The following is a 20279-nucleotide window of genomic DNA, read 5'->3' on the forward strand; positions in this document are numbered from 1 at the left end:
TCGACGACTCCCGCGGCGCGCCGAGCAGGCGTACCCTGAGGACAACAGCGGCGAACGAGGCACACCACGTGGGCCGCTGACCGGGTCGCGGATCGCGATTCCACGGGAGGTGCCATTCGGCAGACGTCTCGCCAGTGGCTGGTGCTGCGACGCCAGCCAGAGCGGAAGGCGTCCCGGATGACGCGATACGGATTCGTCAGTACTTTCCCGCCAACCCGATGCGGGCTGGCGACCTTTACCGCCGCGTTGGCCGGGGTTCTCGCCGCCCGTCCCGGAGACGAGTCGGTGATCGTCCGCGTCGACGACGGCGTCCCAGCCGGCCCTTCCCTGCCCCGCTCGCGACTGCGGATCGCGGGCATCCTGCACCCGGGGGATCTGCCCAGCAGGATTCGAGCCGCCGTGGCACTGAACCGCTGCGACGTCGTGGTCGTCCAGCACGAGTACGGCATCTACGGCGGAACCGATGGTGAGGAAGTCATCGATCTGCTGGATCGCATCCGCCGCCCGGTCGTCACCGTCATGCACACCGTACTTGCCACGCCCCGACCGCATCAGCGGACCGTCACCGTGGCAGTCGCCGACCGGAGCGACGCGGTCGTCGCCATGACTGCCACGGGATCGCAACTGCTCGTCGACGAGTTCGGCATCCCCTCTTCGCGATTGCGCCTCATCCCGCACGGCGTGGACCAGTGGAGCCTGTCCATGCCGGCCGGCGCGCCGCACCCGCCGACGGTCCTGACCTGGGGGCTACTCGGACCGGGCAAGGGCATCGAATGGGGCATCAGGGCGGTCGCCTTGATGAAGGCGACCGGATCCGCTCCGGTGTACCGGGTGCTCGGGCAGACGCACCCGAAGGTCATCCTGGAGAGCGGTCAGCGGTACCGCAGGGCGCTGTGGGCGCTTGCTGATGAGTTGGGAGTGGGAGAGCTCGTCGAGATCGATGGACGATATCGTGAGCCTGAAGAGCTCGCCCTTGACGTCGCGGCGACCGATGTGATCCTGCTTCCTTACGATTCCCGGGAACAGACCACTTCCGGGGTGCTCGTCGAGGCGGTGGCTGCCGGCCGGCCGGTGATCGCGACGAGGTTCCCGCATGCCGTGGAACTGCTGTCCGAAGGCGCGGGGCTGCTGGTCGACCAGAAGAATCCGGCACAGATCGCGGAAGCCATCACATCGACCTTGCGCAAGGTCGCCACGGCGCCGGCCGCGAGGCGACAGATCGTGCATGAGCCGCTTGTCAACGGATGGTCGTCTGTGGGTGCTCAGTACCGGGCACTCGCCGCCGATCTGATGCATGCCCTGCAGGTCGCCGGATGAACGTCGACGCCGTCGCGGTGGACCGGTCGCACTCGACCGGAGTGCTGCCGCTGGGTCATCTGATTGCTCTCACCGGACCGTATGGCGTGTACGAGCATGCCCGAGGCGAAACGCCCCGCATCGAGCATGGATACTGTACGGACGATGCGGCCCGGGTGCTCGCGGTGATCGCCCGGGAAAGGGTGCCGCGCGGGTTCGCGGCCAGCGCCCGGTTGCGATACCTGACCAACCTGGCGCTGTCGTTCCTGGAGCAGGCTGTCGCGCCCGACGGCGCCGTCCGCAACAGAATGTCTGCGGACGGTGCGTGGACCGACGCCCCGAGCATCGGCGATTGGTGGGGACGCGCCGTCTGCGGACTCGGATCCGCCGTTCGCCACTCGCCCGACCCAGGTATCCGCGCGCGGGCTCTTCGCGTCTTCCTGCGCGCGGCTCGGCGCAGCTCGCCCGACGTGCGCGCCTCCGCGTTCGCAGCCATCGGCGCGGCCGACATCCTCGAGGCCCTCCCCGGGACGGTGGCCGCTCGTGCGCTGCTCACCGACAGCCTGCGTAGGATCCCGCGTCCGCACGGCATGGATCAGAGCTGGCCAGAGCAGCGATTGCGCTACGCGAACGGCGCGCTCTGCGAAGCGCTCATCGCGGGTGGTCAGGCGTTGCAGCAGCCAGGCATGATCGACACCGGACTCATGATGCTGCAGACGCTCCTGCGCCTCGAGACGAGGCCCTCCGGGGTCATGTCTTTCGTGGGCGCCGGGGGGCGTGATCGTTCGGATTCGGAGCGATCGGGCGACCAGCAGCCGATCGAGCCCGCCACGATCGCCGAGGCGTGCATGCGAGCGGCGGCGATCACCCGGGACGAGAAGTGGTCTCGCGCGGCGTTGCGGACATGGGCCTGGTTCACCGGGGAGAACGACGCCGGCATCGCTATGTTCGACCCCGAAACAGGTGCAGGATACGACGGGCTCGAACCTGGAGGGCGCAACGAGAACCGGGGTGCGGAGTCAACCCTTGCTGCGCTCAGCGCCTACCAATGCGCGCGCTACGCGCGAGGCGCGCGAACATGACGTTCCTGACCGTGGACGCCGGGGTCGAGCTGAGCGCGCGCGCCGACAGGGTCGTCGCGCGGTTCTTCCTCCCCGGAGAGGGCACACCGGGCGGCAGCTCCCGCACGCAGGCGGTCCTCGACCGGGTGCTGGCCCTCCCGCCCGAAGCGCTGGCTGCCGCCGCCCGACGAATCCGCGATCGCCTCGTGGACCCGTCGCCTATGGCCGATGTGCTTCAGAACGCCGCAATGGTCCGCCTCCCCGATGCGCCGCACCTCGGCGCGGACGCGACGGTGGTGATCGGAGCCGCCTTCACCGCGGAGTACTCGATCGAGGGGGTGTCGCTGTGCAACCCGAGCACGGTTGAGCATCCGGATCAGACCGGGCTAATGCCGGGGCAGCTGCGGGTGTTGCTCTCGCTGCGCTCGATCGGCGAAGGGCACCTCTCCTCGATCCAGTTCTGCACTGCGGTGATCGGGCCGGGACTCACCTGGGAGTTCCTGCGGCGACAGGCGCCCCCTTGCCTTCCTGCCGTGCGCCACGGTGAGTGGACGAGGGATCACTTCCTCCGCGCTCTCGAACACAACGGTGGCACCGACGAGCTCGTTGACGCCATCGGACAGACGCTGCCGAATAGGTTCCGAGGTCAGGTGATCGAGCAGGCCATTCAGGCGCTCCGCGCGCCGTTGCTGCAGCGACGTGGTGCTCGGGCTCAGCTTGACGCGATGCGGATAGTCGCCGATTCCGCCTACGACGTGATCTTCCCCAAAGAGAGCGAACTCAGTACGCGTGTGCTTCTCCCGGTCGCCGACGAAGAACGGCAGGGGATCGAGGATCTCCGCCTCGTCCAAGGCCTGCAGGCCGACGGAGCACGCTACGGCGGTACGTTCACGGCGTACGACGGTCACGCCATCTCCTCACGCCTGCTGACGACGACTGACTTCCGGGAATTCGCGGTGCACCGGCTCACGGGACCGCCGGCCCAGACGAAGGGAATGGCGTTGTTCCCCCGGCAGATCGGAGGGGAGCATCTGGCCCTGAGCAGAGGCGACGGGGAATCGCTCGCACTGACTCGTTCCTTGGACGGTCTGGTGTGGGGTGCCGAGACGATCCTGCGGACTCCCACCGCCGCCTGGGAGATCGTTCAGATCGGAAACTGCGGTTCCCCGATCGAGACGCCTCAGGGCTGGATCGTCCTCACCCACGGCGTCGGGCCGTTGCGCGTCTACAGCATCGGAGCGCTGCTCCTGGATCTGGAGGACCCCTCGCGAGTGATCGGCGTTCTCCCCGAGCCGCTGATCGAGCCTCCCCAAGACTCCGGCGGCTATGTTCCGAACGTCGTCTACAGCTGCGGAGGGCTACTTCACGACGGAATCCTGTGGATCCCGTACGGCGTGGACGACCAGCGCATACGGGTCGCGCACGTCAATGTCCAGCGCCTGCTGTCCGCGATGACTGCACCAGAGGATGCCGGAGCCCGCCGAACGTGACCCGTGAGGCGCCCAGCCGACGGCGATGACCACAGCTCGCAAACGCGCGAACACCCCGCGCCGACGAAGGAATCGTCCTGCGGCGACAGACATCGGTGCTCACGGCGCACCGGTCGGTGCCCATCCGTTCAGGTTGATCCAGGTGCCGCACCGGCCGACACCTGCTGGGGCCGGAATAGTCCTGATCTAAGCAGTATCCGAGCGCTCGACGCCTCTGGTCGGGGGAGGGCGGACCTGCAAACCTTGCGGAACCATCAGTAACTAGTGGTGTGGGTGCGTATTCCTGGAGCGGCGCATCGCTAGGCAGTTGGCGGGTGGCGTCCGTGGAAGCCACCCGCCAGGTCATGCTCAGCCGTTGAACGCCGGGCTTGACGTCGGAGTGATGTCATATCTTGCGGTCAGGATTGGGGCGATACCGGCGCAGATCGAGTTGTGGGCGCCCCGCTCGACGGCTATGGCGTGTCCGGCAAGATTGCCGCCTCCAAGCGGTGACGGAATGGATTGTCAGATACGCCCTGGGTCAGTCGTGGTCGTCGCTCCCGGCGACGTGACGGATCTTCTCGCCTGCAGCCTGTGCAGCTCCTTCGACGGCCTCGGTGACATCGTCAACCTTGTTCTCCACCGCGTCTACGACGCGTTTGGTGAGGTTCGATGCGTTCTCGGATGCGGACTTGATGTGATCTCCGACAGACATGTGTTGCTCCCTTCAGCTTTTCGCCCTCCGACGATCGGACGGCGACACGCGCGTACCGGGGTTACGCCTTGCGACGACCCCGCACAATCCCGAAGACGATGGTGCCCACGAACAGGATGATGCCGATGATGGCCAGCCAGAGCAGTCCTTTGATCGCGAAGCCGACGACGGCGAGCACTGCCCAGACGACAAGGAGGACGATCAGAGTGAGCCACATGTTCCTCACCGTACGCGCGTCGACACCCAATAGATACGGCCCTTCAGATCTATTGGGTGTCGCGACGGCTCCGCGATCAGACTTGCCGTCTCGGGGATGTTCGCCTCGCGCGCTAGCGTGTCGTCCACTTCGATCTCGGTCACGCCGTCTCGACGAGCGATCGTGTCCTCGGCCGTCATAGGCGACGGATACACTGACCTCGGATGACTGAGCGGCCTGCCGATGCTGTGCACGGTGCCGATGCCTTGCCTGAGCGCGAGGGCGGTGCCCCCGTGGCGAGGCCGCAAAGGCGAGTGGGGCGCCTGCTGAAGATTCTGGGGCCCGGGCTCGTGACAGGGGCCGCAGACGATGATCCCTCGGGCATCGCGACGTATTCGCAAGCTGGAGCACAGTTCGGATTCGCGACCCTGTGGACGATGCTGCTCACGTTCCCGCTCATGGTTGCCGTGCAGGACGCGTGCATGCGGATCGGCGCGGTCACGGGAAAAGGGCTCGCCGCCGTCGTGCGCGATCAGTACCCGAAACGGGTGCTGTATCCGGTCGTCGCGCTCCTCGTCTCGGCGAACACGTTCAACATCGGGTCCGATATCGGAGCGATGGCCGCGAGCACCCAACTCCTCATGCCCGGGATCCCGATCGCAGCGATCGCCATCGCCTTCGTTGTCCTGATCATCGGCCTCGAGGTCTTCATCTCCTACAAGGTGTACATCCGTATCCTCAAATGGCTCGCGCTCGCACTGTTCGCCTACGTGGTCACCGCCTTTCTCATCACCGTGCCATGGAACAAAGCGCTGCTTGTGACGGTGATCCCGCACGTTCAGTTGGACCGGAGCTTCCTGTACATCGTCGTCGGCATCTTCGGCACCACCATCTCTCCCTACCTGTTCTTCTGGCAGACGAGCAACACGGTCGAAGACGAGATCGCGGAACGTCGGGAGGACGTGGGCGGCAGCGTTCCCCGGATCAGCAAGAACTATGTACGCAGGCTTCGCATCGACACGACGATCGGCATGTTCTTCTCCAACCTGATCGCCTGGTTCATCATCCTCGTCGGCGCCGTCGTGCTGAACACGGCAGGCGTCACCAACATCACCACCGCAGCGGATGCAGCGAAGGCACTCCAGCCGCTGGTCAACAGCTTCCCGAACTCCGGCTACATCGCACAGCTCATCTTCGCCATCGGTGTCATCGGCATCGGACTGATGAGCATCCCCGTCCTCGCAGGCTCCAGCGCCTACGCCGTCGCCGAAGCCTTCCGATGGCACGAGGGACTCTCGCGCCGTTTCACGCAAGCGCGGGGCTTCTACGCCGTCATCATCGCCGGCACACTCATCGGCCTCCTCCTGAACTTCGTCGGTCTCGACCCCCTGCAAGCGCTGGTGCTCACCGCCGTCATCAACGGCATCGTCGCCGTGCCACTGATCTTCCTGATCATCCGCCTGTCCAGCCGCCATGGCCTCATGGGCGAGCACAGAAGCGGACCCTGGTCACGCGTCGGGCTCTGGACCGCTTTCGCTGTCATGGCAGCCGCGGCGATCGCCCTTCTCCTCACCACAATCTAACGCCCGCACGGCGCGCGACCAGCCACGGTGCGCCTCCCATACGTTCGCTGCTCAGCGCTGACGTAACGGTGCTGCTGCGCTGTCCATTGGCGCGCACGCGACGATACCTTCCGAGTTCGTCTCGACCCGATAGGACCAACGGCCTTTGTGAGCCTCGCCGGTTGATGCATGCTGTGAGCGTCCCCGCGTCGATGGAGCATGACCATGAGCATCGACATCCATGTGATCGAGCATCAGGGGGCGGACACCGCGGTGGTTCGTGAGACTGTTGGGCTCGAGGAGATGTCTGCGTTCTTCTTACGAGCGTTCGGCGCAACCATGCAGGTGCTCACTGCGCAGGGCGTTCATCCCATCGGCCCGCCGTTCGGTAAGTACTACGGTATGCCCGGAGCCGTCGTTGACGTAGAGGCCGGGTTCCCGATCCAGCGACCTGTTCAGGCCTCTGGAGATGTCTCCCCAGGATCGCTGCCGGCAGGCTTGATCGTCGAGGCTATGCACGTGGGGCCTTACACGAGCATCGGCCAGACGTATGCCGAGATTGAGCGGTTCATCGCGGGCCATGACCTGATCCCAGGGGCGGTTATGTGGGAGAGCTATTCGAGTGACCTTCCGTCGGTCTCGATTCCTCGCAATGGCGCACGCTTGTACAGTGGCCGGTCGCTGATCGCGGTAGGGCGGATGTCGGGCCGGCAGCGGACGGATCCGATAACTGACTCGTGCAGAAGTAGGAGTCCGTCAAGGCATACAGCACCCGACCATATGAGAACCCCAAGATCAACCTCTAGATCCAACAGGGTGGGAACCGTCACCAGATTCTTCACGATTGCGAGAAGCGCGGGTAGTGTCGATTTTGGTGGTGTGGGTGCGTAGTCCTGAGCGGCGAATTCGTCAGGCAGCTGGCGAGTGGACGTCGGGGCAGTCTGCGAGGCAGCAGCCGCAGATCGGGTGCTCTGGGGTGCCCATGTCGGCTTCGTTGACGCAGGAGCAGGTCGAGCATGCGCATGCGCTGCCGGGTGCGGGGTGGCCCAATCGCTCACGGTCCTGATCGGAGAGATCAGCACTGAAGAGGACACGATGGTGCTGGCCATCGACGGTGAGGAAGACGTCTTCTGATTTAGGCATAACAGAGCAGAATAGCGCCTCTGGCTGGGCCTAGCGGCTGCTGACGTGTGCGGTGCAGGGCTCGAGCGGCGACCGCGGTTCTCATCCGTCCAGCCACGCATGAACGATAGGTTGTCCGGCGATCGCAGCACCGCTCGCGCGGGCCAAGATCTGCCTGGAGTGAATCAGCATCCGCGCTCCCATCGAGCACGGACGCGCGACGCGTGCGGCTAAAATGCCAGGAGCCGCCACCGTGCCTTCACGTTATCCACCAAGATGGGCTACATGCAGCCCGATGACGACAACGTGGTTCTGTCCCCCGATAGTTGGCTGGAGGACGACTCTCCGCAAGAAGTTGACGCACAGATCGACGAGTATGACCTGACCTCGAGTCCGAACGACTTCAACGTGGCTACGATTGTCGACTTCATCGGCTCCGGCGCGGTGGTTATCCCGGGGTTCCAGCGGCACTTCGTGTGGGACATCAAACGCGCGAGCAAACTGATCGAGAGCCTGATCATCGGTCTACCTGTCCCGCAGGTCTTCCTGTACGAGGAGGCAAGGAACAAGTTCCTCGTCATCGATGGCCAGCAACGGTTGATGTCGATCTACTACTTCGTTAACGGTAGGTTTCCTCGTAAAGATCGCCGCGTCGAACTGCGTCGCATCGTAGATGAGCTCGGCACGATCCCGGAGAGTGTGTTGGGCGACGACGAGTTCTTCGACAACTTCAACCTTCAGCTTCCAAAAATAAGCCCTCATCAGGCGAATCGGTTCCACGGGCTCAACTTCAACACTCTTGGGGACTACCAGACGTCGTTCAAACTGCGCACGATCCGAAACGTAATTGTGAAGCAGGTGAAGCCGACGGACGATGACTCATCCATCTATGAGATGTTTAATCGACTCAACACGGGCGGAGTTCTCCTCACACCACAAGAGATTCGGGCGAGTCTCTATCACTCGCACTTCTACGAAGCACTTCACCGCTTGAATCTTTCGGCGGGGTGGCGTGCACTCTTGGGCCGGCCGGAACCAGAGTTGCACATGCGCGACACGGAGGTTCTGTTGCGAGCGATCGCTCTTTGGCGGTCGTCCGACACATACGCACCCTCAATGGTTCGCTTCCTCAACGAGTTTTCCAAGCATGCTCGCGACATGGACTCCTCCGAGGTCGCGTACATCGGGGGGATGGTCGATAAATTCCTCGCGGCCGTTCAAGACGTTCCGCGAACACCCTTCCTGAGCAGGCAGAAGAGGTTCAGCGTTCCTCTCTTTGAGTCGGTCTTCGTTGCCGCGATGGAGAAGCTCGAGGCCAATGCGTCGTGGGCGCTCACCGAAAAGGACGTGTCCGACATCGCAAACGACCCGGACTTCTCGAAGCACTCGCAGGAACAGACCACGGACACGGCGAACGTGCGAGGGAGGATTCAAGCCGCACGAAAGGTCCTCGCATGATGGCCACCGCTGAGTCCGAACTCAAGCAAGACCTCGATGAGGTTCTCGACTTCCTGCTCACCAATGAACCGTCTCTCGCAACCCGTGCAAGTGCCGCGCTTGTGAAGGCTCTGGTTCTAGCTGGGGCCAGCGAGATCGAGGTCGACTTCCAGCAGCACATCATAGACTATTACGTCGAGCTCAGTGGCGATGCCGTGCACGCTGCTGCCTTCGTCGAAAAGAAGGCCGTCAAACGTCAATACCATACCTATTTTTCCTGGGATAGAAAGAACGCCAATCAGTTCTTCGGATTGTTTGGTGCGACCTTTGCGGCAGCGATAGCGAAGAAGGTGAGTGACGATCCCACTCTTGATGATGCAATCAAGGCATTCCTAGAGCTCGGGAACCTTCGAAACGAGTTGGTGCATGAAAACTTTGCCGCATACTCACTTACCAAAACAGCTCAGGAGGTGCACGAACTGTGCGTGCGCGCGCGCGGCTTTGTTGACATGTTGCCAACGCTTCTTCGGACGAGCTACTGAGGAACGCGACTACAGAATTTCGTCGACGAGCGCGCATACGCGGGCGCGGATCTCATCGCGGATGGATCGGACGGCCTCGAGGCCTTGCCCGGCGGTGTCTTCGAGTTCCGAGTCCTCGTAGCGCTTTTCAGGGAAGGGTCTGCCGAGTGGCATCAGGGGTCGATGCGTTTGGTGAGGTAGTCGATGAACTGGCCGCCCGCGTTGCGGCGGTGTTGGTCGGTGACCTTGTAACTGTAGTCGAACGAGTCCGCGACGATCGGTGCGGGCATCTGGAGCACGAGTTCGCGGAGTGAAGCGTTTTTGGCGCCTCGGAGGTCGATGCCGGCGTCGCGGAGCAGAACCATCAGCGTGTTCTGATGGATGGGTTGGCCGGGGCTCCCGCCGGGGAAGAGCCAGTCGTTGTCGCGGTGCGCTGAGGTGTTCAGGTTGGGCAGGTCGTTGAGGTGAGCGCGGACAACGCTCGCGAAAGGCTTGGGGACGCGGAGGCCCTCGTTGGTGAACCGTACGGTGACTTCGTCGTCAACGACGAGGACCTGATTGAGTCGCATGCGAGCGATCCGCGCCAGTGGTTGCCCATAGAGCAGGAGCAGGAGCGCCGCGGTTCGTTCGAGGGGCCGCAAAGTCGACCCCGAGGCAACCAGCTGCTGGATGTGCGCGAGGCGTTGCCGCTGGGTAATCACGGGCGTGGTCTTGGCGACCCGGTAAGGGATCTCGATCGGGGCGAGGTGGCCGTGCTTCATGGCCCAGCGGATGAATCCGCGGGCGAGACTGCGTGTCGTGGGGCCGCCGCTGAGCCAGTCATCGATGTCGGCTTGCCTGCATTCTCCTGGCGCAGTGTGCCGGCCACGGAGGAAGGTGAGGAACTCGAGCGCGACGGTCGTGGACTGTTTCGCCGAGAGGAACGTGCCTTTCTTCAGCTGGCCGATCTCTGCGAGGTGGTGCATGCGGTTGAGATGGACCCAGCGCCCGTATTGGATGATCATCCGGGCATCGTCCGGGTGCGCGAGTGCCGCCTTTGCAGCGAGCCAGGTCTGGAAGCGTTCGATGTCGAGATGGACGGGGGAGAGGAGCCCATGCTCGATGCAGAGCTCGCGCAGGAACGTGACGTGGCGCGGGCTCGGATGCTCGATGAACGTGGCGTGCTCGAGCGCCGCTTCGCCGCGGGCAAGAGCTTGGATCAGGGTAGTGGCTTCGGAGTTGATGATGAGCCAGATCTTCGCGCTGCGGGCGTGCTTCTGAGTCGTCAAAGCCTGGAACAACGGACGTAGATGCGGAGCGATCTCGCCGCTGCCGTTATCGAAGAGAACAGTGAGGTCATCGACAAGGCAACAGTGGGCGCAGAGCCCGGTTCGGACGGGTTCGTCCTCTCGGCCGCAGCGGGTGCAGTGGAAGTCTTTCGGGATTCCCGCGCAATCGGTGCAGGCGGGAGCGTCGTCCAGCAGCCCGGGCAGGAGACGGTGGGTGCCGCAACCCGGACACGTGCCGTGGAGGCGTGTGGCCCGTTGGTAGCAGCGCCGACAGATGCGGCCCTCCGGCCAGGTGGTCGCGAATCGAACCCCGGTCCGGCCGCAGCGTGTGCAACCGGCCTCCGCGTGGCGGGCGTTCAACTGGGTCGATGGATCCGTGCCCGGGCGGGCCGGATCGCGTCGGTGCGGGGGAGAGCCGCGGCGTCGGTGGTTCCTGTCGCGCGAGTGCGAGACGCCGTCGCGGTGACCGTCACCGGGACGAGATCCTCGAACGTGCAGTCGAGCGCGTCCAGGATCGCGCCGAGCAGGGTGAGGTTGATCCGCTCAGGCGTGCCAGAAAGGAGCCGGTAGAGCTGCGAGTCGGAGAGCGTGATGCCGCGGTCGGCGAGGTGGGGGATCAGGTCGGAGATGGTCGTCATTCCGCGGGCTGCCATGAGCTCCCGCAGCCGCCAGCCGTGGTCAACGCGTCGAATCATGAGGGATCACTCCTTTGTCGTGAGGGCTTGCGCGGCCATGCGGGCGATCGCGTCGTCGACGACGCGGGCCCGGTAGTCGGGGGAGAGGCCGGTGTAGATGGACGTGGTCGACGCGTGCTCGTGGCCAACCTGCTGCTGAATGAAGAACGCGTCATAGCCTTCCTCGACCAAGTGCGTGACGTAGGAGCGGCGCAGCGAGTGGAAATCGAGCTCGTCGGTCAGACCAGCCTCGCGTTTGACCTCGGCGAACATCCGACTGATCTGCCCGGCGGTGATGATCTGATTGCCGCGTTCGCTCGGCCAAAGGCTCGTAGACCCGGGCAGGGCGTAGAGCGGGCGGATCTCGTCACGCCATTGCTGTAGGCACTCGACCGCCCAGGAGAACTCCGGCAAAGTCAGCACCGTGCGCCGTTTCGGGGGAGAGCCCTTCATCGCCTTCCCGAAACGGACGTAGATGATCCCCGCGTCGCCGAACTGCCGCGCCCGAGGATTGGACGCGAGGTCAACCAAATCCAGTTGGCGGACCTCGTTGCGGCGAAGACCCCACGCGTAGGCGACCTTCATCAGCGTTGCGATCCGGAACGCCGGCACCCACCCCTTCACCCCAGCACGACGGATCCGCAGCACACGCTCATCCGCGCAATCGAAGAGATCCTCCAGCTCGTCCCGCGTGTAGGGGCGCTTTCCTGGCTCCGCAATCGACTCCGCCGCGTGCCGCGCCGTATTCCACTCGTGGAACACCTGAGCCGGATGATCGCCAAACCGCTCCCAACACTGCTCGCTCCACCCGTATGCCGGATCAGTGAGGTACTCCAGGAACATCCGCAGCGCGTTCTGATAGCCCAGCACCGTCGAACGCGACGCACCACGAACCCCGCGCAGCTCCATGAAGAACTCGTCCACCAGTCCCACCGTCCAAGACCACGGATACGACTCCGCAAACCCACGAAACCGCAGCACGATCGAACGACGAGCATCCACCGTCGAGGGAGCCAGATTCCGAGCGAACTGCTGCGCACGCCATCCATCCAGCATCGCCAGCCAGACGTTCTCGGCCTCGTTCAGGACCGCGGAACCGGACAGCAAATAGGCGGGAACCGCGCCTGGAACAGGCCCTTCAGATGCTCGCATAATACGCGAAAGTCTCGCACTAACTGCGAATAGTCCGCAAGCATGACTGCGAAATCCCAGGTCAGGGACGATTCGTAACGCCCGCACGAAGATCCCAACCTCCAGCCAGAAGGTTCCACGCGCCGCTACGCAACCTCGTTGTTCCGGACCGGACCAGGGAAGTCGTACCAGGTGTCGTATTCGCATCTAGCGAGAACAGGCCATCTTCGAATTGACATAATGTGCATTATCAGCGATATCACATGCGGTCCGGGGCGAAGCGAAACCACCTCGTTTCCGCTCCACAGTCCACAACGGGCGCCGCATGATCCACTCTTTGCATGGTCACGGCACCTCGAGTCGCCCGAGCGCGACGCCACATCGTCACAGCGCGCATGATCGACCTACGACGCAGCGCGTCGGCTCGTCGGGATGCTCACGCTCCCGTTCGATCCTTGACGGAGCGCTGCCCCATTGACCTGGGGCGCCCGCTCCGAAGCTGACATAACAATCGCGTGCGGGCGTGCCCTCATGAGAGCCCGCCGCGCCGGTCGACGGGGCGCGCCGCGCGCTGCCTCGCCGCCTCGTACAGCATGAGCGTCGCGGCGTTCGACGCGTTGAGCGAACTCGCCGCACCGACCATAGGCACCCGCACCATCACATCCGCGGCCTCGCGCCAGCCCCGCGCCAGACCGCCCGTCTCGTTCCCGATCAGCACCAGCGACGGCTGGGTGAAGTCGTAGTCCCAGACGTCGACGTCGCCGTGCTCGTCCGTCGCGACCAGCGTCAGCGGGATGCCCCTCGCGCGGATGTCGCGCACCCAGTCGAACACCGGTCCACCCGAAGCCGTGCGGACGACGGGCGTCGCGAACAGGGATCCCGTCGAGGCGCGGACCGACTTCGGGTCGTACGGGTCCGCCGCATGACCCGACACGATCAGCCCTTGGCCGCCGAGGGCGTCCATCGAGCGGAGGATCGCTCCGATGTTTCCCGGCTGCGTTGGGCGGTCGAAGACCATCCCGAGGAAGTCAGCGGGCACCGGGATCCTCGAGAGTTCGTCCTCCGGCATCGCGACCACGGCAAGGATCTCCGTGGCGCCCTCGTCCTTCTCGGCGAGCTCCGCGAGCAGGGCCGAGCTCATCGAGATGGTCTCCGGCGCCTGCTTCAGCACGTCGCGCGCCCAAGAGGACAGCGACCGCTCCGCATCGTGGATCACCGTGAGGAGGGTCCATCCGTGCTCGATCGCCTGCGAGATCGGGCGAACCCCCTGTACGACGAACCGATGCTCTCGCAGGCGATGGTTGCGATTGCGCGTCAGCGCCTCGAGCAGCTGGAATCGTGAGTTGCGCGTGCTGATCTTGAGATCCGCCATGGAAGCCGTCACGCCCCCACGTAGGCCGCGAGGTGCTCCCCCGTGACCGTCGACTTCGCCGCGACGAGGTCCGCAGGCGTGCCCTCGTAGACGACTCTGCCGCCGTCGTGGCCCGCTCCGGGGCCGACGTCGATGATCCAGTCCGCATGCGCCATGACCGCCTGGTGATGCTCGATCACGATCACCGACTTGCCGGAATCGACGAGCCGATCCAGCAGACCGAGGAGATTCTGCACGTCGGCGAGGTGCAGTCCCGTCGTCGGCTCATCCAGCACATACGTCTCGGCGCCGTCCGCCATCTGGGTCGCGAGCTTGATCCGCTGCCGTTCCCCTCCGGAGAGCGTCGACAAGGGCTGACCGAGCGACAGGTACCCGAGCCCCACGTCCTCGAGCCTGCTCAGGATCGCGACGGCGGCGGGGATCTTCGCCTCTCCCCCGCGGAAGAACTCATGAGCTTCGGCGACGGGCATGTCGAGCACCTCGGTGATGTCCTTGCCCGCGAGTTTGTACTCCAGGACCGCCGCCTGAAAGCGCTTTCCGCCGCAGTCCTCGCAGGGGCTCTCCACCGTGTCCATGAACCCGAGCTCGGTCACGATCACGCCGGCGCCCTTGCACGTGGGGCAGGCGCCCTCGGAGTTCGCACTGAAGAGCGCGGGCTTCACCCCGTTCACTTTGGCGAACGCCTTCCGGATCGGATCCAGCAGGCCGGTGTAGGTGGCGGGATTGCTGCGGCGCGAGCCCTTGATCGCCGTCTGGTCGATCGACACCACCCCCTCGCCCTTCGCCACGGAGCCGTGGATCAGCGAGCTCTTGCCCGAGCCGGCGACCCCCGTGACCACGGTGAGCACCCCGAGCGGGACATCGACGTCCACGTCGCGGAGGTTGTTCGCGCTCGCACCCCGGACGGCGATCGCGCCACTGCGCGCACGCACCGAGGCCTTGAGCTCCGCTCGGTCGTCGAGGTGGCGACCCGTCAAGGTGCCGCTGGCGCGCAGTCCTTCGACGGTTCCCTCGAAGCAGATCTCGCCGCCGGCGCTTCCCGCGCCCGGCCCGAGGTCGACCACGTGGTCGGCGATGGCGATCGTCTCGGGCTTGTGCTCGACCACGAGCACGGTGTTGCCCTTGTCGCGCAGCCGCTCGAGGAGTCCGTTCATCCGCTGGATGTCATGCGGATGCAGCCCGATCGTGGGTTCGTCGAACACGTAGGTCACATCGGTGAGCGAGGAGCCGAGATGCCGGAGCATCTTGATCCGCTGCGCCTCTCCCCCGCTCAGCGTGCCGCTCGGCCGCTCGAGGGAGAGGTAGCCGAGTCCGAGCGTCACGAAGGCGTCGAGGTTCGCCCGGAGCGCCTCGAGGAGCGGACCGGCGCCCGGCAGATCCAGACCGCGCACCCACGCGGCGAGATCCGTCACCTGCATCCGGCAGGCGTCGGCGATGCTGATCCCGTCGATCTTCGACGAGCGCGCCCCCTCCGTCAGGCGCGTGCCATCGCACTCCGGGCACACCGCGAACGTGGCGACCCGCTCCACGAACGCACGGATGTGCGGCTGAAGCGCATCGATGTCCTTCGACAGCATCGACTTCGTGATCTTGGGGATGAGCCCCTCGTAGGTGATGTTGATCCCGTTGATCTTGACCTTGGTCACCTCGCCGTAGAGGAAGAGGTGCCGCTGCTTCTCCGTGAATCCCGCGACCGGTTTGTCCGCGGGATAGAAGCCGGACTCCGCGAACTGTCGCACCATCCACCCGTCGGCGGTGTAGCCGGGCACCATGATCGCGCCGTCGTTCAGCGACTTCGTCTCGTCGACGATCTGGGTCAGGTCGAGATCGGACACCGCTCCCCTGCCTTCGCAGCGCGGGCACATGCCGCCGAGATAGATCGCGTCCTTCACGATCTTCTTCTCGCCGCCAGGCCCGGTCATCACGCCGCTGGCCTTCTGCGTGGGGATGTTGAAGGAGAACACCGTCGGGCCGCCGATGTAGGGGCTACCGAGCTTCGAGAACAGGATGCGCAGCATCGCGTTCGCATCGGTGACCGTCCCCACGGTGGATCGGGGGTTGGCGCCGAGCCGCTCCTGGTCCACGAGGATCGCGGTCGTCAGCCCCTCCAGGACGTCGACGTCGGGGCGCGGCACCGACGGCATGAAGCCCTGGACGAACGCGCTGTAGGTCTCGTCGATCATGCGGCGGGACTCCGCCGCGATCGTGTCGAACACCAGAGAGCTCTTCCCGGATCCGGAGACCCCGGTGAAGACGGTCAGGCGCCGCTTCGGGAGGTCGATGGAGACGTCTTTGAGGTTGTTCTCCCTGGCTCCCTGCACCCTGATCATGTCGTGGGTGTCGGCGACGTGGGCCTCGGTCATCGGCGGGATCCTCCTCATCGGCGGACGGAAAGGGGCGGGTCACACACTAGCGGTGCCCGCCGACGCTCCGGCGGGCACCGCGGCGGTCACGCGACCTGCTGGAGGCGGATCATGTTGCCGGCGGGGTCGCGGAACGCGCAGTCCCGGATCCCGTACGGCTGGTCGATGGGCTCCTGCACGACGTCTCCCCCGCGCGACTCGATCTCCGCGAACGCCGCGTCCACGTTCTGGGTGGCGAGCACGACACCCCCGAAGCTGCCCTTCGCCATGAGTTCCAGGATGGTGCGCCGCTCATCCTCGCTGATACCGGGGTCCACCGCCGGAGGCGTGAGCACGATGGAGGTGTCGGGCTGATTCGCCGGTCCGACCGTGAGCCAGCGCATCTGCTGGTAGCCGACGTCCTTGCGCAGCTCCCAGCCGAGCACGTCTCTGTAGAAGCGGAGGGACTCCTCGGCATCGGTGTGCGGGAGGAAGCTGGCGTTGATCGTGATGTCCATGCCGCTCACGCTACGCGGGCGGATCGGCGGACGCTTCTCGATTCCTGATCGGTCGCGTCGCCTGCTTCTCGATCCAGGAGGGGATCCCCGGTCCCAGTCCCGGGTCGGCGCGATAGCGGCTCGGCGAGACCCCGACGAGCTCGCTGAACCGGGTGCTGAACGTGCCGAGGGACTGGAATCCGACGGCGAAGCACGCCTCGGTGACCGTGACGTCTCCGCGCCGCAGCAGCGCCATCGCCCGCTCAATCCGCCGGGTCATGAGATAGGAATACGGGGGCTCTCCGTAGACCAGCTTGAACTGACGGCTCAGGTGGCCTGCCGACATGTGCACCCCGGCAGCGAGGGCCTCCACGTCGAGAGGACGCGCGTACTCGCGGTCGATGCGGTCCCGGACCGAGCGGAGCGCGGCGAGGTCGCGCAGGCGATCCTCGTCGGCGGTCGGGCTCATCCCCCGATCCTCGCACGACGGCGCGGGTTCACCGACCGCTCCCCCGGGCCACGGTACAGTGAGGCCATCCCCGATTCCCAGGGATTACTCAGAAAGGGTCCCCTCATGTCCGAAGCAGTTGCCGAAGCGAAGAGCCTGGTGAAGTCACTTCGCGTCTTCCTCGCCGTGTCCGGTGTGATCGCGCTGATCGCGGGCATCGTCATGCTGGTGTGGCCGGTCAAGACCGCCTTCGTCCTCACCGGAATCATCGCCGCCTACCTGATCGTCGCCGGTGTCGTGTACATCGGGCTCGGCATCTTCAGTGCCGGCAAGTCCGGATGGGCGCGCGTCGGTCACATCGTGCTCGGCCTCCTCTACATCGTCGCCGGCGTCATCGCGTTCACGAACATCCAGACGGCAGCGATCGCGTTCGCGCTCGTGACCGTGATCTTCATCGGAGTCAGCTGGATCTTCGATGGCGTCGTCTCCCTGACCCTCATGGGTCAGGACGGCTCCAAGACCTGGACGCTCATCTACTCCCTGCTCAGCATCGTCGCCGGCATCGCGGTGATCAGCCTCGGGCTCGCCGCCGTCCCGTTCTTCTGGCTGTTCCTCGCCATCTCGCTCGTCGTGCTCGGCATCGCGCAGATCGTGCGTGCGATCACGATCGCCAAGGACGCGAAGGCCGTCGCGGAGGCCGCCGGCCTCTGACCGGATACGAGAAGGGGCCCGGCGCGCAAGCGTCCGGGCCCCTTCTGCGTCTGCGGGCTACTCCGCTCCGAAGCCGCTGACGTCGCCGATGAGGCGGGTGTGGTCCGCCGGGACCGGGTCGATCGCCGCCTGCGCCACCTCGGCGGCGAACTCCGACACGTTGTAGAGACGCCCCGCCGACTCGCGGCGCTGCGAGATCGCGCCGGGGTTCGCACGCTCGAGAAGGGTCGCCGTGATGGTGCCCTCGATCATGTCGCCCGACACGACCACGAACTCGAGGCCCTTCGCCTCGATCGCGGGGATCAGCTCGCGCAGGGCGTCCTCTCCGGCGCGCTTCGACAGAGCGACCGGCTCGTACTCCGGCATCGTCGGCGTGGTCCGGATGAAATGCGCCTGGTGGCTCGTGACGAAGACGATGCGTCCGCCCTCGCGGAGCACCGGGAGCGCCGTCTCCAGCACGTTGACCTGCGCATCGCGGTTCAGGCGCAGGGCGTAGTCCTCGCCCATGTTGGCCTCCATGCCGCCGGACGCGTTGAGGACGAGGACGTCCAGACCGCCGAACTCCGCCTGCACCGCCGCGAACATCTCCGCGACCGAGTCGGGATCGGTCAGATCGGCGCCGACGACGAGGGCGCGACGGCCGAGGGCGCGGACCTCCGCCGCGAGCTTCTCGGCGCGGGGGGCCTTGTTGCGGAAGTTGATGACGACGTCGGCCCCGGCCTCGGCGAAGTAGCGGATCGTGTCGGCGCCGATGCCGCGCGAGGATCCGGTGACGAGGGCGACCTTGCCGGTCAGCGAATCGGCGGGAAGGGTCTGAGACACGGGAACTCCTCGGAGGGCGTGCGCCGGGGCGCGCGGATGGGACGGAATCACCCTACCAATCCGCATGATTCCGCGGCGCGGGACACGGATGCGCCCTTCGGGCTCCGTGATAGGTTGGCAAAAAGAAGGGGCGGTATGGACACGATCCTGCAGATGTTCCAGGACTGGGCGTGGATCGGCTGGCTGGTCCTCATGGTCCTGTTCTTCGTCATCGAGATCTTCACGCTCGACATGACCTTCCTCATGCTCGGACTGGGCTCGGCCGTCGGCCTGCTCTCGACCCTCACGGGCTGGCCCGTGTGGGTGCAGGTGATCATCGCGGCCCTCGCCGCGGTGCTGCTCATCTTCCTGCTCCGCCCGCCGCTGCTGCGCCGCCTGCATCGCGGTGAGGATCAGACCCGTTCCAATGTGGATGCGCTGATCGGCCTGCACGGCACGGTGCTGCTGGAGGTGACCTCCCTCATGGGGCAGGTCAAGCTCAGCAACGGCGACACGTGGACCGCGCGACTCGCGTCCGACTCGCCCGTGCTCGCTCCCCTCTCCCCCGGCGCACCGGTGCGGGTCGAGCGGATCGAGGGCGCCACCGCATACGTCCGTTCCGCCCACGACTAGGAGAAACAGGAGCAGCCCTTCATGGACAGCGCATCCTTCATCCCCACCGCCATCGGCTGGATCCTGGCGATCGCCGTCATCATCTTCGTGCTGGTGACCATCGCGCGATCGGTCAGGATCATCCCGCAGGCCACGGCCGGCGTCGTCGAACGCCTCGGCAGGTACCACAAGACCCTCATGCCGGGTCTGAACCTGCTGGTGCCGTTCATCGACCGCCTGCGCCCGCTCATCGACATGCGCGAGCAGGTCGTCTCCTTCCCGCCGCAGCCGGTGATCACCGAGGACAACCTCGTGGTCTCCATCGACACCGTCGTCTACTTCCAGGTGACCGATGCGCGGGCCGCGACCTACGAGATCGCGAACTACCTCGGCGCCGTCGAGCAGCTCACCACCACCACGCTGCGCAACGTCGTCGGCGGTCTGAACCTCGAGGAGGCGCTGACCAGCCGCGACAACATCAACGGCCAGCTGCGCATCGTGCTCGACGAGGCCACCGGGAAGTGGGGAATCCGCGTCGGCCGGGTCGAGCTCAAGGCCATCGACCCGCCCGTCTCGATCCAGGACTCGATGGAGAAGCAGATGCGCGCCGAGCGCGATCGTCGCGCCGCGATCCTCACCGCGGAGGGCACGAAGCAGTCTCAGATCCTCGAGGCCGAGGGTCAGCGGCAGGCGGACATCCTGCGCGCCGAGGGCGAGAAGCAGGCCGCGGTGCTGCGCGCCGAGGGTGAGGCCGAGGCGATCCAGAACGTCTTCAACGCCATCCACCAGGGGCAGCCCGACGACAAGCTGCTCGCCTACCAGTACCTGCAGATGCTCCCGAAGATCAGCGAGAGCGCGTCGAGCAAGCTGTGGATCATCCCCAGCGAGTTCACGGAGGCTCTGAAGAACTTCGGCGGGGCGTTCACGCCGGGATCGGGCGGATCCACGCCGTTCACCCCGGCCTCTCCCGCCGTCCCGACGACGCGGGCCGCCGCGTCCGCCGCCGTGCCCCCGGCCTCCGACGGCGTCGCGTGACACACCCCT

General features: G+C 65.5%; 21 protein-coding genes. 10 read left to right on the forward strand and 11 right to left on the reverse strand.

Annotated features, from left to right (window positions below; all coding sequences use genetic code 11):
- Window positions 1-177 precede the first annotated feature (177 nt).
- Genes J8G10_RS04815 through J8G10_RS04825 form a run of 3 tightly spaced genes read left to right on the forward strand, consistent with a single transcriptional unit; the run spans window position 178 to window position 3847 of the window.
- Window positions 178-1317, forward strand: a complete 1140-nt coding sequence (locus J8G10_RS04815; protein WP_251439842.1) for a glycosyltransferase — start codon at window positions 178-180, stop codon at window positions 1315-1317.
- The gene (locus J8G10_RS04820) at window positions 1314-2378 is read left to right on the forward strand and encodes a glycosyltransferase (protein ID WP_251439845.1); all 1065 of its coding nucleotides are present in this window, start codon (window positions 1314-1316) and stop codon (window positions 2376-2378) included. Before J8G10_RS04815 ends, J8G10_RS04820 begins: the two co-directional genes overlap by 4 nt.
- Window positions 2375-3847, forward strand: a complete 1473-nt coding sequence (locus tag J8G10_RS04825; RefSeq protein ID WP_251439847.1) for a glycosylase — start codon at window positions 2375-2377, stop codon at window positions 3845-3847. Before J8G10_RS04820 ends, J8G10_RS04825 begins: the two co-directional genes overlap by 4 nt.
- Before the next feature lie 520 nt (window positions 3848-4367).
- Here J8G10_RS04825 and J8G10_RS04830 read toward each other — a convergent pair.
- The 3 genes from J8G10_RS04830 to J8G10_RS04840 form a co-directional block, all read right to left on the reverse strand.
- Window positions 4368-4541 (reverse strand): hypothetical protein, encoded by a 174-nt coding sequence (locus tag J8G10_RS04830; protein ID WP_251439850.1) that lies wholly within the window; start codon window positions 4539-4541, stop codon window positions 4368-4370.
- Between the two features lie 61 nt (window positions 4542-4602).
- Window positions 4603-4758, reverse strand: a complete 156-nt coding sequence (locus tag J8G10_RS04835) for a hypothetical protein (RefSeq protein ID WP_251439852.1) — start codon at window positions 4756-4758, stop codon at window positions 4603-4605.
- Window positions 4759-4763: 5 nt separating this feature from the next.
- Window positions 4764-4937, reverse strand: a complete 174-nt coding sequence (locus J8G10_RS04840; RefSeq protein WP_251439855.1) for a hypothetical protein — start codon at window positions 4935-4937, stop codon at window positions 4764-4766.
- Window positions 4938-4961: 24 nt separating this feature from the next.
- Here J8G10_RS04840 and J8G10_RS04845 point away from each other — a divergent pair, with 24 nt between their 5' ends.
- The 4 genes from J8G10_RS04845 (at window position 4962) to J8G10_RS04860 (ending at window position 9400) form a co-directional block, all read left to right on the forward strand.
- The gene (locus tag J8G10_RS04845; RefSeq protein ID WP_251439858.1) at window positions 4962-6320 is read left to right on the forward strand and encodes an NRAMP family divalent metal transporter; all 1359 of its coding nucleotides are present in this window, start codon (window positions 4962-4964) and stop codon (window positions 6318-6320) included.
- A 204-nt stretch (window positions 6321-6524) separates the two neighbouring features.
- Window positions 6525-7190, forward strand: coding sequence for a GyrI-like domain-containing protein (locus J8G10_RS04850; protein ID WP_251439861.1), 666 nt, complete (start codon window positions 6525-6527; stop codon window positions 7188-7190).
- A 507-nt stretch (window positions 7191-7697) separates the two neighbouring features.
- A complete protein-coding gene (locus tag J8G10_RS04855) occupies window positions 7698-8879 on the forward strand; it encodes a DUF262 domain-containing protein (RefSeq protein WP_251439864.1) in 1182 nt (393 codons plus the stop codon).
- Window positions 8876-9400, forward strand: coding sequence for a HEPN domain-containing protein (locus J8G10_RS04860; RefSeq protein WP_251439866.1), 525 nt, complete (start codon window positions 8876-8878; stop codon window positions 9398-9400). The genes J8G10_RS04855 and J8G10_RS04860 overlap by 4 nt, the downstream gene beginning before the upstream one ends.
- Before the next feature lie 152 nt (window positions 9401-9552).
- Here J8G10_RS04860 and J8G10_RS04865 read toward each other — a convergent pair whose 3' ends face one another.
- The 7 genes from J8G10_RS04865 to J8G10_RS04895 all read right to left on the reverse strand — a co-directional run bounded on the left by J8G10_RS04865 (window position 9553) and on the right by J8G10_RS04895 (window position 17132).
- On the reverse strand, window positions 9553-10647 hold the full coding sequence (locus J8G10_RS04865) for a hypothetical protein (protein ID WP_251439870.1): 1095 nt from the start codon (window positions 10645-10647) through the stop codon (window positions 9553-9555).
- A gap of 356 nt (window positions 10648-11003) precedes the next feature.
- A complete protein-coding gene (locus J8G10_RS04870; RefSeq protein WP_251439884.1) occupies window positions 11004-11342 on the reverse strand; it encodes a helix-turn-helix transcriptional regulator in 339 nt (112 codons plus the stop codon).
- A 6-nt stretch (window positions 11343-11348) separates the two neighbouring features.
- Window positions 11349-12473 (reverse strand): tyrosine-type recombinase/integrase, encoded by a 1125-nt coding sequence (locus J8G10_RS04875; RefSeq protein ID WP_251439903.1) that lies wholly within the window; start codon window positions 12471-12473, stop codon window positions 11349-11351.
- Window positions 12474-12981: 508 nt separating this feature from the next.
- Window positions 12982-13824: a TrmH family RNA methyltransferase gene (locus J8G10_RS04880; protein WP_251439906.1), complete on the reverse strand. Its 843-nt coding sequence runs from the start codon at window positions 13822-13824 to the stop codon at window positions 12982-12984.
- Window positions 13825-13832: 8 nt separating this feature from the next.
- On the reverse strand, window positions 13833-16187 hold the full coding sequence (locus J8G10_RS04885) for an excinuclease ABC subunit UvrA (protein WP_251439909.1): 2355 nt from the start codon (window positions 16185-16187) through the stop codon (window positions 13833-13835).
- A gap of 86 nt (window positions 16188-16273) precedes the next feature.
- Window positions 16274-16684: a VOC family protein gene (locus J8G10_RS04890; RefSeq protein WP_251439912.1), complete on the reverse strand. Its 411-nt coding sequence runs from the start codon at window positions 16682-16684 to the stop codon at window positions 16274-16276.
- Window positions 16685-16694: 10 nt separating this feature from the next.
- On the reverse strand, window positions 16695-17132 hold the full coding sequence (locus tag J8G10_RS04895; protein WP_251439926.1) for a helix-turn-helix transcriptional regulator: 438 nt from the start codon (window positions 17130-17132) through the stop codon (window positions 16695-16697).
- A gap of 105 nt (window positions 17133-17237) precedes the next feature.
- Here J8G10_RS04895 and J8G10_RS04900 point away from each other — a divergent pair, with 105 nt between their 5' ends.
- A complete protein-coding gene (locus J8G10_RS04900) occupies window positions 17238-17822 on the forward strand; it encodes an HdeD family acid-resistance protein (protein WP_251439929.1) in 585 nt (194 codons plus the stop codon).
- Between the two features lie 57 nt (window positions 17823-17879).
- Here the strand turns inward: J8G10_RS04900 and J8G10_RS04905 are convergent, their stop codons facing one another.
- Entirely contained in the window at window positions 17880-18644 is a 765-nt protein-coding gene (locus J8G10_RS04905) for an SDR family oxidoreductase (RefSeq protein ID WP_251439932.1), read from the reverse strand.
- 135 nt (window positions 18645-18779) lie between these two features.
- Here J8G10_RS04905 and J8G10_RS04910 point away from each other — a divergent pair, with 135 nt between their 5' ends.
- Window positions 18780-19256 carry an NfeD family protein gene (locus J8G10_RS04910; RefSeq protein ID WP_251439935.1) on the forward strand — a complete coding sequence of 159 codons (477 nt, stop codon included), beginning with the start codon at window positions 18780-18782 and terminating at the stop codon, window positions 19254-19256.
- A gap of 21 nt (window positions 19257-19277) precedes the next feature.
- Window positions 19278-20270: an SPFH domain-containing protein gene (locus tag J8G10_RS04915; RefSeq protein ID WP_251439938.1), complete on the forward strand. Its 993-nt coding sequence runs from the start codon at window positions 19278-19280 to the stop codon at window positions 20268-20270.
- Window positions 20271-20279: the final 9 nt, after the last annotated feature.

Source organism: Microbacterium sp. USTB-Y (genome assembly GCF_023703415.1).
GTDB lineage: Bacteria > Actinomycetota > Actinomycetes > Actinomycetales > Microbacteriaceae > Microbacterium.